10 protein-coding genes and 3 pseudogenes are annotated in these 15,406 nt (G+C 57.7%); 5 read left to right on the plus strand and 8 right to left on the minus strand.

Going from position 1 to position 15,406, the window contains the following annotated elements; all coding sequences use genetic code 11:
• The coding region (locus FEV53_RS17835; protein ID WP_142836079.1) for an integrase core domain-containing protein at nucleotides 1–235 on the plus strand (235 nt) is incomplete at its 5' end.
• A 124-nt stretch (nucleotides 236–359) separates the two neighbouring features.
• On the opposite strand, the gene FEV53_RS17840 is transcribed toward FEV53_RS17835, so the two are convergent.
• Nucleotides 360–1,991 (minus strand): ABC transporter substrate-binding protein, encoded by a 1,632-nt coding sequence (locus FEV53_RS17840; RefSeq protein ID WP_142836094.1) that lies wholly within the window; start codon nucleotides 1,989–1,991, stop codon nucleotides 360–362.
• Between the two features lie 95 nt (nucleotides 1,992–2,086).
• On the opposite strand from FEV53_RS17840, the gene FEV53_RS17845 reads away from it, so the two are divergent.
• On the plus strand, nucleotides 2,087–4,510 hold the full coding sequence (locus FEV53_RS17845) for a hybrid sensor histidine kinase/response regulator (protein ID WP_142836095.1): 2,424 nt from the start codon (nucleotides 2,087–2,089) through the stop codon (nucleotides 4,508–4,510).
• Nucleotides 4,511–4,852: 342 nt separating this feature from the next.
• Nucleotides 4,853–6,012, plus strand: a pseudogene (locus FEV53_RS17855) (IS3 family transposase).
• 546 nt (nucleotides 6,013–6,558) lie between these two features.
• Here the strand turns inward: FEV53_RS17855 and FEV53_RS17860 are convergent.
• The 5 genes from FEV53_RS17860 to FEV53_RS17880 all read right to left on the minus strand — a co-directional run bounded on the left by FEV53_RS17860 (nucleotide 6,559) and on the right by FEV53_RS17880 (nucleotide 11,858).
• The gene (locus FEV53_RS17860) at nucleotides 6,559–7,410 is read right to left on the minus strand and encodes a carbohydrate ABC transporter permease (protein ID WP_185962300.1); all 852 of its coding nucleotides are present in this window, start codon (nucleotides 7,408–7,410) and stop codon (nucleotides 6,559–6,561) included.
• On the minus strand, nucleotides 7,407–8,300 hold the full coding sequence (locus FEV53_RS17865) for a carbohydrate ABC transporter permease (protein WP_142836097.1): 894 nt from the start codon (nucleotides 8,298–8,300) through the stop codon (nucleotides 7,407–7,409). Before FEV53_RS17865 ends, FEV53_RS17860 begins: the two co-directional genes overlap by 4 nt.
• Nucleotides 8,301–8,361: 61 nt before the next feature.
• On the minus strand, nucleotides 8,362–9,822 hold the full coding sequence (locus FEV53_RS17870) for an ABC transporter substrate-binding protein (protein WP_142836098.1): 1,461 nt from the start codon (nucleotides 9,820–9,822) through the stop codon (nucleotides 8,362–8,364).
• A 57-nt stretch (nucleotides 9,823–9,879) separates the two neighbouring features.
• Nucleotides 9,880–10,761: an aldo/keto reductase gene (locus FEV53_RS17875; RefSeq protein ID WP_142836099.1), complete on the minus strand. Its 882-nt coding sequence runs from the start codon at nucleotides 10,759–10,761 to the stop codon at nucleotides 9,880–9,882.
• Nucleotides 10,758–11,858 carry an ABC transporter ATP-binding protein gene (locus FEV53_RS17880; protein WP_142836100.1) on the minus strand — a complete coding sequence of 367 codons (1,101 nt, stop codon included), beginning with the start codon at nucleotides 11,856–11,858 and terminating at the stop codon, nucleotides 10,758–10,760. The genes FEV53_RS17875 and FEV53_RS17880 overlap by 4 nt, the downstream gene beginning before the upstream one ends.
• A 240-nt stretch (nucleotides 11,859–12,098) precedes the next feature.
• Here FEV53_RS17880 and FEV53_RS17885 point away from each other — a divergent pair, with 240 nt between their 5' ends.
• Nucleotides 12,099–12,875 (plus strand): SDR family NAD(P)-dependent oxidoreductase, encoded by a 777-nt coding sequence (locus FEV53_RS17885; RefSeq protein WP_142836101.1) that lies wholly within the window; start codon nucleotides 12,099–12,101, stop codon nucleotides 12,873–12,875.
• A 57-nt stretch (nucleotides 12,876–12,932) separates the two neighbouring features.
• Here FEV53_RS17885 and FEV53_RS17890 read toward each other — a convergent pair.
• Nucleotides 12,933–13,653 (minus strand): annotated as a pseudogene (locus tag FEV53_RS17890) (IS6 family transposase).
• Between the two features lie 475 nt (nucleotides 13,654–14,128).
• Nucleotides 14,129–15,088 (minus strand): TRAP transporter large permease, encoded by a 960-nt coding sequence (locus tag FEV53_RS17895; protein WP_342778316.1) that lies wholly within the window; start codon nucleotides 15,086–15,088, stop codon nucleotides 14,129–14,131.
• Nucleotides 15,089–15,122: 34 nt separating this feature from the next.
• Here FEV53_RS17895 and FEV53_RS17900 point away from each other — a divergent pair.
• Nucleotides 15,123–15,311 (plus strand): annotated as a pseudogene (locus FEV53_RS17900) (transposase); the annotation flags it as partial.
• Nucleotides 15,312–15,406 lie beyond the last annotated feature (95 nt).

Here is a 15,406-nt window from a genome sequence, read left to right on the forward strand (position 1 = left end):
CTCGATGGATGGCCGGGGCCGCTGGATCGACAACCGGATGATCGAGCGGCTCTGGCGATCCCTCAAATACGAATGCGTCTACTTGAACGCCTTCGAAACAGGTTCCGAAGCCCGGGACGGGATCGGTGACTGGATCAGCTACTACAACGAAAGACGCCCGCACTCATCACATGGGATCATGACGCCGGACGAGGCCTATGACAGGCAATCTCCGGACCTGAAGGTTGCCGCCTGAAATGAAACCAATGCTATAGCTTAGCACGGCGGCAAACTGGTCGAATTTCAAGGACCACCTCTGAAATCAAACTGGCTGTGCAATTTTACAAGCGCACACCATACAAAAAAGGAGGATTACCATCCTATTTCGGCGGCTTTCTCCAGAGTTGGTCGGAAGTTGGTCTTACGGACCGGCCATCCTCGAAACCCTGAAGCTGTTCTGACACGATATAATAATCAAGCTGATGTGTAATTGGGACGCTCCAGACATTGTCTCGGTTTTCGAGCTCTATTTGGCGAAGATAGGCCAGCCTCTTTGTTGCGTCGTTTTCAATTCGGGCTTTGGTGAAGGCCTCGTCAACAGCTGCGTTTCCCGCCCCTCCGTAGTTACCTTCGCCCGCACGCGACTGGGTGGTAAACGGGAAAAAGGCGTCGAGAAGGCTTGGCGTGTCGAATACCCATGAGACCAGAGCGATGTCGTAATTTCCGGGGATGATGTACGCGTTGTAGTGATCAGACGTTGTGTTGGTGACGACTTTGATATCGACCCCGAGAGGACGCCACATGGCCTTTATGGCGGCGACGATATTGCTCTCATTGGCCCGATGATCCCTATATAATAACGTGATGCGCAAGGGGTTTTCAGATGAATAGCCAACCTCCTCCATGATCCGCTGCGCTTTTGCCGGGTCATATTTGAAATTCGCAGCAGAGCCCGCCTCGGGGTCTTTGGCCCAGATCCAGTTACCCCCACCCGTCCAAGTGTAGACTTCATAACTGGAGGCGGCGAGTTCCTGCGCAATGAACTGTCGATCCAGAGCCAGGACAAGTGCCTGCCGGATGCGTCGGTCGCTGAGAGCCGGGACCTTGGTATTGAAGTTTAGATAGGTGACCTGCGGTTCGACCAGCGTGCGGAGCGATTCCGGACGGTTCTGGCGAAACCATTCGACCAAATCCAGGTCATGGATTCGGTAGATGTCGAACTCCCCGTTGAGGACAAGGCCAGCCTCGGTGTTCACACCCTCGCTGGACGCTTTGTAGATAACCTTGTCGAAGTAAATCGAGTCTGTCGTATCGTAGCGTTGGTTTCGCTCCGCCACGGCGTAGTCGAAAGACTTGAGCTCAACCGGCACATAGGGCCCATTGGCCAGAAAGCCTTCGGCAGAGGCCCAAATCTGCATTGGGTCGAGCGGGCTATGCCTTGGGAAGGGATAAAAATCGAGCCCGCTCATCGCATATGGAAATTCCGGATCTTGCTTCGCAATTTGGATCTCCAGTGTCTGCGCATCTATTGCCCTGATCCCGATATCGTCGACTGACGCCAGATCACCGTCGATATAAGCCTGTAGTCCGGCGATGCTGCGCGTCTTCTGGGTGAGACCTTCGCCCTTGCCGATCCGCGCCCATTCCGCTCTTGCGCGCATTGCAATGACATAGTCATCCGCCGTCACCCGAACCCCGTCGCTCCAGACAATGTCTGCGAGGAAGACACGATAGTTTGTTTGATCATCACCTAGCTCGTAGCCAACTGCGGCAGTAGGGCGCAACGACAGCTGGTGATCCAACTCAAACAACGGCAGAAGGCAGTCCCGGTAGATATCCTCGCTCCACGGGGCCACCGACTTGAGATAATTTAGCTGTTCAATACCTGTGGCTTCAGACCGGATCAGAGTGCGGTTGGGCGTATCAACCGCCCACGCAGGCCACGAAGTCATCATGGTCATGCCCGATGTGCCCAAGAGAAATGTTCGGCGATCCAACCGGGAAAGGGCCATGACTCTGCTCTCCAACCTCAAGATGGCATCCAGACGGTTAAAACTCTATGCATCTCTTGCCGATGCGATTTTGACTCATTCCCGCAAAGCGTGCAATGCTGAAGTTTCTACAGGCTTTCCGTGATATCATCCGACGGACAGGCAGCCATCACTCGGTTCAACGTCGAATTTGGGATAGGGCCATGTTTGTGATCAGAAATCTATCGGCAGAGACGAAGTTCGTCTTACGCAGCGTGGCTTTGGTTGCCATTGTTCTTGCCGCCGTCATTTCTGCGATCCAGTTCTTCTCGGTCCGGCAAAGCTATTCAGAGCAACGCGCCAATATGGACCAGATGCGGACCGAATTTTTGAAAATGATCAGCAATGATCTGGCCAGCTACAATCTGATTTCGTTGGAATATGATATGAGCGTCCTGCGTCAGATCGACGGCTTCATATCGATCGAACTGACGGATCGGTTTGACAACCTGCTCTACGCGATCGACGCGCCCCTCCCTGCCGAGGACTTGTTGCCCGAGACGATCACCACCGATCTCTACAGCGCCCGGGGCCAATATGTTGGCAACGCAAAACTGGTTCTCGGCACACCTTCCCTGAAAACCTTGCTTCAGCAATCCGTTCTAATGGCGCTGTTCATCTTTGCTCTGACGTTTGTCCCTCTCGCGTACCTTGCTTATCGCTTTATCAGAACCTACGTCACCAGTCCGCTAAGTGAGTTGCGGGAGGCTTGCGGTAGTTTCACGCCCGAAGGACGCCATGTCTCCGTGCAAGGGCAATTCCACGGTCAATTCGGAAAGTTTATTCAAGCATTTAACAAGATGCAGGCTGAGAAAAACGCCCGAGATGATCATAACAAAGCCTTGGTGCAGACCCTGAACCAGCAGAAAAGGGAGCTCGGGCTGCTCAACCAGGAACTCTCAGAGACAGCAAAGGCGCGCGCCGAAGACGCAAGGCGCCGCCTGATCGAAGCCGAAGCATTGCGTAACGTTCTGCGGGAAACCGGCAGTGTTCTCTCCATAGTGGGCAATGACGGCAGGTTGCAGCAAGCTTGCTTTGGCGCACCCTGCCCCACAGAATTCTCGGGCCTGATGACGCAGGGTGATTTCTCGATTCATCATGTCCGCGAGGTGTTAACGGAGCAGAACTTCGAAATCAGCACCGTGGCCATGCATGACTGTGGTCCGGAGAGCGATCAGAGCGAAGCCGATCTGGGATATGATCTGACCGTTTCACGGGGTCATGCGCATCATTGGATTGTTTCCCGTGTCCGCATCAATCGCGATGCCGAAGCCCTGATCCTTCGCGATGTCACATTACTGACCAATGCGGAACTCCAATTGCGACAGTCTCAGAAGATGGATGCGCTGGGGGTTTTAGCGTCTGGTGTCGCTCATGATTTCAACAATATACTTACCATTATTTTTGGCGCGCTGGAGAACCTGAAAGCCGGGCTCGACAGCGACAGTGACAGCGATAATGACGTGGATGTCGCAATGGCGGCCAGTGAACGCGCTTCAGCGGTGGTCAGGCAATTGTTGAGATATTCTGCCACCGTGGAGCCAGACGAGCACGTCATTTCTCCCAGCGCCAAATTGTATGAGCTCGAACCGCTGTTACGCGCGACCCTTGGCCCCAACATTCACACGACCATCGACTCGCAGACCGACTGCGATGTTCTGTGTGACCCCGATCTCATCGATGCTGCCGTGATTAATCTCGCGACGAATGCGGCCTATGCGATGGACGGTGCGGGTCAGATCGATATTGTCTTGCGGGATGCCCTGCCCCAGGAAATCCTTGAGGTCCACAGATTACACGGGCGGGCGACCAGCGAGCGGTATGTCGTTCTGTCTCTTGCCGATACCGGCTGCGGCGTCCGGGCGGATCTGGTAGACCGGATTTTCGAACCTTTCTTTACGACAAAGAGCCGGGGCACCGGGACGGGCCTGGGACTATCGATGGTCTTCGGCATGTGCTCTCGTGCCGGCGGTGCGGTTCTGCACGAGCATAATGAGCCCTGTGGGTCTAGATTCAAACTGGTTCTGCCGGTCGCATCCAGTGATCTGACGCCCCGAAAGATCCAGATGGAAGTCACCGAACGTCCGCTGCAGGGCCGCTCCTTGCTGATCATCGACGACGAGGATGTGATCCTCGATGTTCAGAGCCGCCTGTTCGCCAATGCCGGCGCGACTGTAAGAACCTGCGCCACACTTGAACAGTTTCAGACGCTTGTTCAGCAGGGCGACCTGCGGGATATCGATTTTGTCCTGAGTGATTACACCATGTGCGGGTGGAGCGGTCTGACAGTGGCCCGTGCGCTGGAGCAGCATAACGCAAACGTAGATCTGTTCATTGTGACCGGCAACGCGATGATGATCGATCGGGACAGCATGACTTACCCTTACGAGATTATCGAAAAGCCACTTTCGTCGCTGGAGATTATACAGATACTCGGAAGAGCTGATAGACGCAGGACGGAAACGACTGGATTCAAAATCAGCCAGATGGATATCGTTTGAATTACGGCCGAAGGTAGCAAAGAAACACTTCACATCTCGGGCCAGAATTGACGTTGAAAATGCTGCGACAGAATGACTATGTTGTACGGGTCAGGTTAAGGAATTACTGGCCCTTTTTCGAACTATTTCCGATCACGTGCTCATATTCCGCGCGGGAGTGGTCTGTTATGCGGGGGAACTGGCGGGGCCATCTGTCAAACTTTTCGGGCAAGTCGCGCCAAGGCGCACCAGTTCTCGTGATATACAAATCCCCTCCAATACAGTGTTTATATGGTAATCCCCGCCGATTTTATGGGGATGCTGAAGTAGAATTTTCCCGGCAGGATGAACGGGGAGTTTCAGATGAAGAAAGCACGTTTTACCGAGGCCCAGATCATGTCTGTGCTGCGCCAGATGGAGGGCGGTGTGCCTGTTTCGGAGCTGTGCCGCGAGCACGGCATGAGCAGCGCAACCCTGTACAAACGGCGGGCGAAGTATGGCGGAGTGGGCGCCAGTCTCATCAGTGAGAGCGAGCCTTGTCCGCCATTGGTCCGAGGGCAATGACGAGCGCTATGGCCGAGGAGAACCGACGTCTGAAACGTATGTTTGCGAATGTCAGCATGCAGAACGACCTGCTGAACTTTGAAGGCGAACGCCATGCGTTCGAGTGAGCCTGGGAAGGCTTTGGGAAAAAAGTGATATAGCCAGCTGAACGCCGGGAGCTGGCCCTGAGGGTCCTGGCGACGAGGGGTGTCAGCATCACGCTGGCCTGCCGGGCATTCGGCATAAGCGAGACCTGCTATCGATACAGCCCTAAACTGGACGAAGAGAACGAGCAGATCGCTGACCTGCTGATCGGGCTGACGGCGGCGAAGAAGACCTGGGGCTTCGGCTTGTGCTTCCTGTATCTGCGCAATGTTCAAGGGCATGGTTGGAACCACAAGCGGGTCTACCGGATTGATCGCGAACTGGAACTGAACCTGCGGATCAAGCCGCGCAAGCGTCTGAAGCGGGAAAAGCCGGACGAACTGGCTGTACCAGAGGCTCGGAATGAGGTCTGGTCCATGGACTTCATGGCGGATCGCCCAAGCGATGGCCGTCAGTCCCGGTTGCTGAATGTTCTGGACGATTTCAACCGGGAAGGACTGGGCATCGAGGTGGACTTTTCGTTGCCCTCTGAGCGGGTTGTACGGACCCTGAACCAGATCATCGAATGGCGTGGTCCACCCAAGGCGATCCGGGTCGATAACGGCCCCGAATACATCAGTGGTACGCTTGTGGAATGGGCAGAGAAGAGGGGCATCGCCCTGGCCTACATCCAACCCGGCAAGCCGCAGCAGAACGCTTATGTCGAGCGATACAACCGGACCGTCCGGCACGAACGGCCGGACTTGTCCATATTCGAAACCATCAAGGAGGTGCAGCAGGTTGCCACCGAATGGCTCTGGTCCTACAAAAACGAACGCCCGAACACGGGCAACGGCGGGATGACACCCGCTCAGAAATTCAAGATGGCCGCCTAAATTCTACAACCTAACCCCCACAAAAATTGGGTGGATTACCGTTCAGCCCGGAAGGCATACGGGCAAGACTAGAACAGCAAGCCACATCGTCAGTCCAAGAATTGCGCGATGTGCCGTTCGACTATGGCTATCTGCGGCCCTGCCAATAAGAAGCCATCAAGGCGATAGAAGGTGCCATCGGGAGCGGAAAGAGGGACATCCTCGTGGCGATGGCGACAGGTATTCTCGGATACCGACGGTTTCTGAGCATGAGCTCTACCTGAATACGCGCAACTTTGAATGGCTAGGGCATCTCCCGCGCAGCGAATTCACACAGTCCGCTCTGTATGAGATCGGGTCCTTCATCACATTGTTCCACATCCGCAACCACGATGCAAAATTCTGTCAAAAGTTGACCCCACGGCTCAGTTTGACGCGAAGGCGCAAGAAGACGCCTCGCCCGATGATGATAGCGTGTCGGGTTCGGTCACGCCGCAAGCCGAGGACACCGCGCGGCGCCGTAAAGTTAACCATGTTGCGTCGAGAGACAGTCTCTGTTCAATCCCGTCACCTGTAAGCGCCCTGTGTTACGGAGGCTGCCATGAATTTCTGCATGGCCATGGCGAGGAACACTGCCGGAATACAGGCGAGGATGGCGGCAGCGGAGACAACGCCCTTGAGCACTTCGACGGATCCGGCGAATTGCGGCAGCATGACAGTGAGCGTAGTCACGTCGTTGCCAGCCAGAAGAAAGGCGAGTGTGTATTCGTTCCACGCGAAGACGAAGCAGAACAAGCCCGTCACGGCCATTCCAGGGGCGGCCAGGGGCATGATGATGCGGAACACGACGCCGAGCCGGGTGCAACCGTCCATCATCGCGGCCTCTTCGACCTCGACGGGCAAATCCTTCATATAAGCCAGCAGGTACCAGGTGGCGAAGGGCAGGTTGAAGGTCAGATAGACGAGGATCAGCCCGATATAGGTGTCGAGCATTCCCACCGTCCGAAGAATGATGAACATCGGCACGACGAAAACGATGGGCGGCAGGAACCGGTTCGAGAGGATGAAGAATGACAGGTGCTGGCCACCGGTCCGGAAGCGCGAGATGGCGTACGCGGCGAAAAGACCGAGCACTACGCTCAGCAGAGTATTGCACCCCGCCACGATGATGCTGTCGCGGATACCATAGAGGACCGAGGTGCTCTCGATGCTGACGCCCTGATAGCTGCCCGACCCGGTGATTGCGGCACGGAAATTGTCGAGCGTAACTTCGGAGGGCCAGAAGGTGGGCGGCTTGCGGAAGTTCTCGCCTTCGTTTTTGAAGGCGGTGATCACCAGCCAGTAGAAGGGGAAGAGAAAGACCACGAGCGCGAGGCCAATGACCCCATGGGCGGTGAGGGAACGCAGAGAAGGCTTCACGACTGGTCTCCCTTGAGGATGCTGCGCGCGTAGACAGAGACCAGCGCGATGGCGATGACCATGACGACGAAGGTGGCCACGGCTGCATCGGGCAGCTTCCAGAACTTGAAGCCGAGTTGATAGATATACATGGACAAGGTTTCCGTGGCCGATCCCGGCCCGCCCTGCGTCATGATGAACGGCAACTCGAACAATTTCAGCATATCGACGCTGCGGATGATCAGAGTCACGATGATGATGGGCTTTAGTGCGGGCAGGATGACAAAGCGTACCTGCTCGAAATAAGTCGCGCCGTCCATGCTGGAGGCTTCCAGGATCTCGCGGGGAATACCCAGCATACCGCTATAGAGCATCAACATCACGAAAGGCGTCCACTGCCAGACCTCTGCGATGACGATGGCATAGATGCTGAGGGTGGGATCGTTCAGCCAGACCACGGGATCCATGCCGAAGACCTCTCCCAGAATGTAGTTCAGCGGACCGAAATCGGCGTTGAAGATCAGCTTCCAGATCTCGGCGACGGCGATGGGCGCCACGGCGGCAGGCAGGATCAGGAGGACGATGAAGATCTTCTTGAGCTGGATCTTTTCGCGCAGGGCGAGGGCGAGGCCAAAGCCAATGGCGAATTCAAGGATCAGGGCGATGACCGAAATATGCAGCGTCACCCAGACCGCATTCCACAGACGCGATTGGCCGAGCATGTTGGCGTAGTTCTTGAACCCGACCCAGTCCCAGCGCCCGGTCCTGAGATCGAAGCTCGCGAAACTGGTCGCGAGGGCGAACAGGAACGGCAGAGCGGCGATCAGGATGAGCGCGATGAACGCGGGCGAGACGAAGAGCCAGCCGACGCGGCGGTCTTCGGTTTCGGCATCCTCGAGACGGTTCGGCATGGAAACCCCGGGTCAGAAACGGATGGGGGGCGGGCCGCATCTGGCCCGCCCGCGTGACGGGTTACTGGGAGACCTTGAAACCCATCGAGCCGAGCTGGTTCAGGTAGGCGCCCCAGACCTTGATCTGAGCGTCGCGGTCGCGGCTGTCGGTAATCTGCTGCCAGTCATCGGTGATCGCAGCCAGCGTGTCCTCGGCGCTGGCATTCTCATCGACGAGGAAGCCCGAAATATGCCGGTCGATCGCCTCCAGATATTCCTGCCCGCCAGGGATCGGCGGTGCGGGATAGCCGTTGGACATAAGCTCCGGGATCAGGTCCAGATATTCCTGGTCGATTACCACATCCCACTCTTCCGCCGGACGGTTCAACTGGCTGGTGCCGAACGGGTCGGAGCCGGTCGCGGTGCTGTCTACGGTCTTGTAGGAGCGCGACGGATCGCTGAGGAAGGACAGCGCGGCAAAGGCGGCTTCGGGGTTTTCACAGGCCTCGGTGATGCCCACGATCTTGCCGCCGAGTTCGCTGTAATTGTAGGTTTCGCCGTCCACCTCATAGCCGGGCAGAAGACCGTAGCCGATCTGGCCCTTCCAGTGCTCACCCACGAATTGCGGATCGCCAGCCCAGCCGGGGGTGTAGATCAGCTTGGCCACGTCGCCCCAGAACCAGGTTGCCGGCACATCGCCGTTGATGAAGGACGCAGGCCCCTCGACATAGCCATAGCTCGACGCGCCCGGAGGTCCGGCCTGCACCAGACGGCGCATGTCGTTCAGCATTTCGGCCACTTCGGGGCGGTTGATCTTCGGGTTCATCTCGGCGTCGAACAGTACATCCCCGCCAGTAGCCGAGCCATAGAACGGCAGGAAGGTCCGCCACGGAACATGCCAGGTCTGGGCATAACCATATTCGACATCGCCGTCGCCGTCCCAATCCATGCCGTTGAGGTATTCGGCAATATCCACGAGTTGCGGCACGGTCTGCGGCGGGTTCGGCAGGTCATAACCCTTGGCCTCTTTGAACCCGGCCATGATCTCTTCATTGCCGAGGATGTCCTTGCGGAAATACAGCCCGGTAATGTCGCCATCCTGACCAAAGGCATAGGGCGTCCCGTTCCACTGGGTCGCCAGCACGCCGAATTGCTCGATGATGTCAGAGGCCGCAGCCCCGCCAGTCTCAGACCCGGCAATCAGGTCATCCAGGGGGCGCAGGAAACCGCCATCCATGAAGTCGCCATTCCACGGCGCCAGCAAGGTAACGAGGCAGTAATCCACCGACCCGGTCACCCAGTCGGACATGGCCGTCTCGAAGATCTGGTTCTCGTTGATCTCGGTGCCTTCGAGGGTGATCCCGAGCTTTTCCTTCACCTCGTCCTGATGAACCTTCATGATATAGGCGTTGTGACCCGACGGGATCAGCCATTTGACCGTCTCGCCGTCAAACGGCTTGTCCTCGGCCAGTGCGCCAAAGCCGATGCTCGCCATCAGGCTCGCGGCGCTGGTCCCGAGCAGGATCCTCTTTTTTATAGACATGGTGTCCTCCGTGTTGGGTCGTTTTTTTGTTTGTTGTGTGGTGACAAGGAGCCAACGTCAGTCGACCGGATCCCAGTCAGGCACGTATTTCGCAGCGGCATGACCGTCTTCGGTTTGCAGCCCCTGCGCGTCGCGGATCTCGGCATCGGGCACGATCCGGCCCTTGGGATCGGCGAGCCCGTGGATCGCGGCCATCTCCGCGTCGGTGAGTTCAAAATCGAAGATCCCGAAATTCTCCTCGACTCGCTTCGGGTTTGAGGTGCGCGGGATCGCGACGACGGGCTTTTGCTGAACCAGCCAGCGCAAGGTCACTTGACCGGCGGATTTGCCGTGGGTCTCAGCGATGGTCTGAATGACTTCGGATGAAAACACCCGCCCACGGGCGATGGGGCAATAGGCGGTCAGTGCCATGCCATGGGTCTCACAAGCGGTGAGCAGGCGGGACTGATTCAGGAACGGATGATACTCCACCTGATTGGCAACCAGCGGTGCGGCGCTGAGCTGCGTCGCCTCCGCCAGAAGATCCGTGGTGAAGTTGCTGACGCCGATATGGCGGGTAAAGCCATTTTCACGCGCCCAGTTCAGCCCGTCCATCAGCTCCGCCATGGGAATCTCGGGGTGTGGCCAGTGGAGCAGCAGCAGGTCCGCATATTCGGTTCCGAGCGTGTCGATACTGCGCAGGACCGAAGCTTTGAAATCGTCCAGCCGGTATTCCGTGGGCCAGACCTTCGTCGTCAGAAAGATCTCGTCGCGCTTGCCGCTGTCGCGAATGGCACGCCCCACCATCTCTTCGTTTTCATAGGCTTGCGCCGTGTCGAAATGACGATAGCCCACATCAATCGCGTGGCGGATCATATCCGCCCCTGCATCCCCCCGAAGCTCCCAGGTCCCAAAACCGAGTTTCGGCAGCTCCGCGCCATGTGCAGAAACGGTCGTCATGCGTTTTCTCCAGATAGGGTTCTGCCCATGAGGTCCCCGAGGCGGTCGCCGGTGGCCTTGTCAAAGAGGTGGATGTGCTCCGGCGGGCAGTGCAGTTTGAGCGGCGCACCCCTGCGGAGGTCCACGCGATCCCGCGTCACAACGTCGAGCTGGTGCCCCGCAAGATCACAAACCAGCACCGTATCAGGCCCGGTGGGTTCAACCAGATGCAGGGTCGCGTCGAGATCGCCACCGAGCTGGATCTGCTCAGGCCGCATCCCGCAGACGACTTTCTGGCCGATCTCGGCACCGCGCAATCCGCCGATGGGAAGCTCCACGCCTTCGTCGGAAACGGCCACGACCCGGTCACCGGATTGCCGGACGGTCGCGTCAATGAAGTTCATGCTGGGGGAACCGATAAAGCCCGCCACGAACAGATTGTCGGGCCTGTCATAAAGCTCCATCGGCCGCCCGATCTGCCGGATATGACCGCCCTCGAGGATCACGATCCGGTCGGCCATGGTCATCGCTTCGATCTGGTCGTGGGTCACATAAACTGACGTGGTTTTCAGCCGCTCGTGCAACTCCTTGATTTCAGTGCGCATCTGTACGCGCAGCTTTGCATCCAGATTGGACAAAGGTTCGTCAAAAAGAAACGCTCTGGGGTCGCGAACCAGCGCCCGGCCCATGCCGACCCGCTGTCTCTGCCCGCCGGACAACGCTTTTGGATATCGATCGAGAAGCGGTTCCAGCCCGAGGATGTCAGCGACATCGGCGATCCGTTTGGCCATCGTTTGCGCATCCGTCTTTTTCAGCCGCAGCGAAAAGCCGATATTTTCCCGAACGGTCATGTGCGGATAAAGTGCGTAATTCTGGAAAACCATCGCCAGATTGCGGTCCTTAGGCGGTACACCCTTGACCGATTTGCCATCCACGATGATGTCGCCACCCGACATGGTCTCAAGACCCGCAATTGTACGTAAAAGCGTCGATTTTCCGCAGCCCGAGGGTCCGACAAGCACCAGGAATTCGCCATCCGCGATCTCGAGATCAATGCCAAACAGGGCTTGCGCGGCGCCGTAAAACTTGTCGACATTCCGGATTGAAATCGTCCCCATTCAGCTCTGGCCCTCTCGCTCCGCATTTCTTCCGACAGGCCCCACCTTAGAGAAAGCCTGTCCTGCACCCGGGCATGGCGCCGCACGTCCCGGTTGTTGTTCGCATCATGCAATGGGTGGCTCTCGCTGAAAGGAACAAGAAATCCAGAATGGACCAAACTTCCGTTTCGCGCCTCCGCTTGGGAGATCACGGTGAACCCCGAACCGTGTTTCACAAACATATTGATCAGGGAGAATGCGATGAAAAAAGGGCTCAGCCTTTTCGCACTGGATGGCAAAACCGCAGTGGTGACCGGGGCATCGCGTGGGATTGGCGAAGCCATCAGCCGGCAATTGGCAGAGATGGGGGCTCATGTGGTCATGGCCGACCTGGTTGATGACGTGAAGGGTACAGCCCAGAAGCTCTCTGAGGAGGGACTGAATGTCAGTCCGGCCTTGCTCGACGTAACCGACAGTGCTGCTGTAGCCGCGCTGGCCGACAGCGTTGTCGAAACCCACGGTCACGTGGACATTCTTGTGGCCAATGCGGGGATCGTGAATGACGACACGACCGAGACGACCTCGGATGCGACGCTCAAGGCGGTGATGGATGTCAATGTGAACGGTGTGTTCTACTGCATCCGGGCCTTTGGGCAAAAGATGCTGGCGCAGGGCAGCGGCTCGATCATCGGCATCTCGTCGATCTCCGGCGTGCGCGCGGTCCACCCTGAGCGGCATTCCGTCTATGACGCCTCCAAGGCCGCCGTCGCCCATTTCTGTAAAGCGATCGGCGTGGAGTGGGCGGGTCGCGGCGTGCGGGTGAACGCCGTCGGGCCGGGCTACACGAACACCACGATCCTGCAGGGCGTGGGGCGCGAGAACCCCGAAGTGATGAAGCGTTGGCTGCACGACATCCCGATGAAACGGCTGCTGGAGCCGTCAGAGATCGCAGCGACCATCGGCTTCCTCGCGTCGGACGCGGCAAGCGGGATTACGGGGCAACTGGTCATGACCGATGCCGGCTATTCCGTTGCCTGAAGGCTTCTGTCGAAAACTGTTCTTTCCCGAGTAGATAGCCCTTTTGGCCAGACATACTTATCCTGCGAGATCAGCAAAGGTCTGAAATGGGCAACGTCCGGCATCGCCAAGTTGCCCCTTCCGTGTCCTGTGAGCGACCTCAATCCCTGCGAGGGTCGCCTACGCAGCATTGAACGATTTGAAGCCCATCATCGGGCGGGTGATCTTCTTGATGAACCGGTGGTCCTGCTCGATCGTTCGCCCGCTCTCTCGGACCAGTGGCGTTCGCGGGCTCACTGTTCAGATACTTCACCTGCAAGACCTCGATGAGCCAGAACCAGCCGGCGAGGATCAGTGCGATGTTCATGTCGTCGAGCCCGGCCCGGTTGGCGCCACTCTTGTCAATGACCACCTTGTCCGGCCAGCCGTTCCGGTCCATCGTCCGCTCGAAGAACCGGGTGGCTGCATCTTCATCGCGCCGTTCAGACAGCATAAAATCAAGGGTTTGACCGTCGCGATCCACAGCCCTGTAGAGATAGGTCCACTCGCCCTTTACCTTTATGTATGTCTCGTCGACGCGCCAGGACCCGGCAGTTACCGCTTTGCGCTGCTGCGCCGCGTCTGCGATCAGCGGTGCATATTTCACCACCCAGCGGTTCAGCGTCGCGTGATCAACAAGGACGCCACGCTCGGCCATGATTTCTTCCAGATCGCGATACGAAACGGCGTAGCGGACTTAGAAGAACACCGCGTACAGGATGGCGTCCTTGGGATAGTGGGCGCCCTTGAAGTCGATCATCCTGTCATTCCGTCAGCGGTGGCGTTGAAGCCGTCGACATATCGACGTCACCCGCCGGACGGAAGGTCATACCCGAAATTTGGAGAGCCAGAAACTCGAGACTATGATCGCCGTCAAATCCCTCAACCGCATGACCGACCTCGGTCTCGCGGCCTATGAGCGCGTCATCTGATTTGACAGGAAAAAGTGCAAATGCACCCAGAGTTTGTTCTATGCAGCATGGCCGTCAAGAGCCGTCGGTTTTCGTTGAAATGCGTTGTAACCGGAACAGTTCGTCGCGAGATAGCGCGTGGAAGAGGGTTTGCTTAGACAACTCGTCTAAGGGCTTGTAATCAATGAGTGAGTCTTCCATCGTCAAGCTTATAAAGTCATGCTTTTCAGATAGCTGCCCCAGACCCGATCTGCGGAAACCGTTGAGAAATCGAGGTGCCCCGAAGGCGTGGCTGGCCGCAGCTGCACAGACAAGCACGGCCCATCACCGGTACAGAAGTGTTGGTAGCCACATGGATAACGCGGGAACGAAAGTGACGAGGAGCAACACGATTCCGAGAGGGATTAGAAATGGTGCGGTGGCCTTCACGGCCGACTCGAACTTAATGTCAGCGACGCGGGCCAGAACGTAGAGTACCATGCCCACCGGGGGGGTGAGCAATCCCAGCATCAGGTTCAACACCATCATGATCCCGAAATGGACGGGATCCACTCCGAGCCCGACTACGAGCGGCAACAAGACCGGCGTCAGGATCGTGATCGCTGCCACGGGTTCCATGAAGAACCCAACGATGAGCAAGAGGATGTTCACCAGCAACAAGACCAAAAAGACGTTTTGCGTCTGCCCGAGGATCGCTTCGGCCACCATCTCGGTGACCCGGTTTGTGGTCAGGATCCACGAGAAGATGGAAGCGCTTGCGACAATCAGCAGGACGATGGCGGTGGTTTCGATCGTGTCCAGCGAGATGGCCCGGATCCGCGGCCAGTTCAGTGTTCGGTAGACCAATCCCCCCAGAACCAACGCGTAGGCGCAGGCGGCAATGGCGGCTTCGGTCGGGGTGAACAGGCCTGCGAGGATCCCTCCGACAATAATCACCGGCGTGAGCAAAGACAGAAACGCGCGCCGAAAGGTGAACCAGAGGACCGCCCAGACGAAGCGGCTGTCCCGCCCATAATCCCGGACGCGGGCGTACCAAGCGACCATGAACATAAGCGCAATGGCCATCAGAAGGCCGGGCACCAGCCCCGCCGCGAAGAGCTGACCGATGGAGGTCGAGGACACCACGCCGTAGACCACCAGCGGCAAAGATGGCGGGATCAATGGTCCGATGGTCGACGAGGCCGCCGTGACACCGACCGCGAAATCGCCGTCATAGCCACCCTCGCGCATGGCCTTGATTTCAATGGTGCCGAGGGGCCTTGTTGCACAAATCGAGTGAGGGATTCACTGGGTGAACCCAGCGTGATAGCTGGAAGGTATGAGCAGTTGGGCCCCTACGAAGGACAAGACCACGAACTGGTCGGCTTACAATGAAGCACTGTGCCAGCGCGGATCTCTGACGATCTGGTTCGATCCCGCCATGATGTGGAAGCCGCCGCCCAGCGGGAAGCGTGGGCGGCAGCCGGGTTTCAGCGATGAAGCTATCCAGACGTGCCTGACAATGAAGGGTGAAGGGCGCTCGGAAAACAGTCCGGTGGACTGTTTTCAGCCCTGAACGGGCGGAGCCCCGGGCAAGTTTGGCATGGTCGCCATTGGGAGCGC

Origin of the sequence: Palleronia caenipelagi (assembly GCF_007004065.1) — a bacterium.
Classification (GTDB): domain Bacteria; phylum Pseudomonadota; class Alphaproteobacteria; order Rhodobacterales; family Rhodobacteraceae; genus Palleronia; species Palleronia caenipelagi.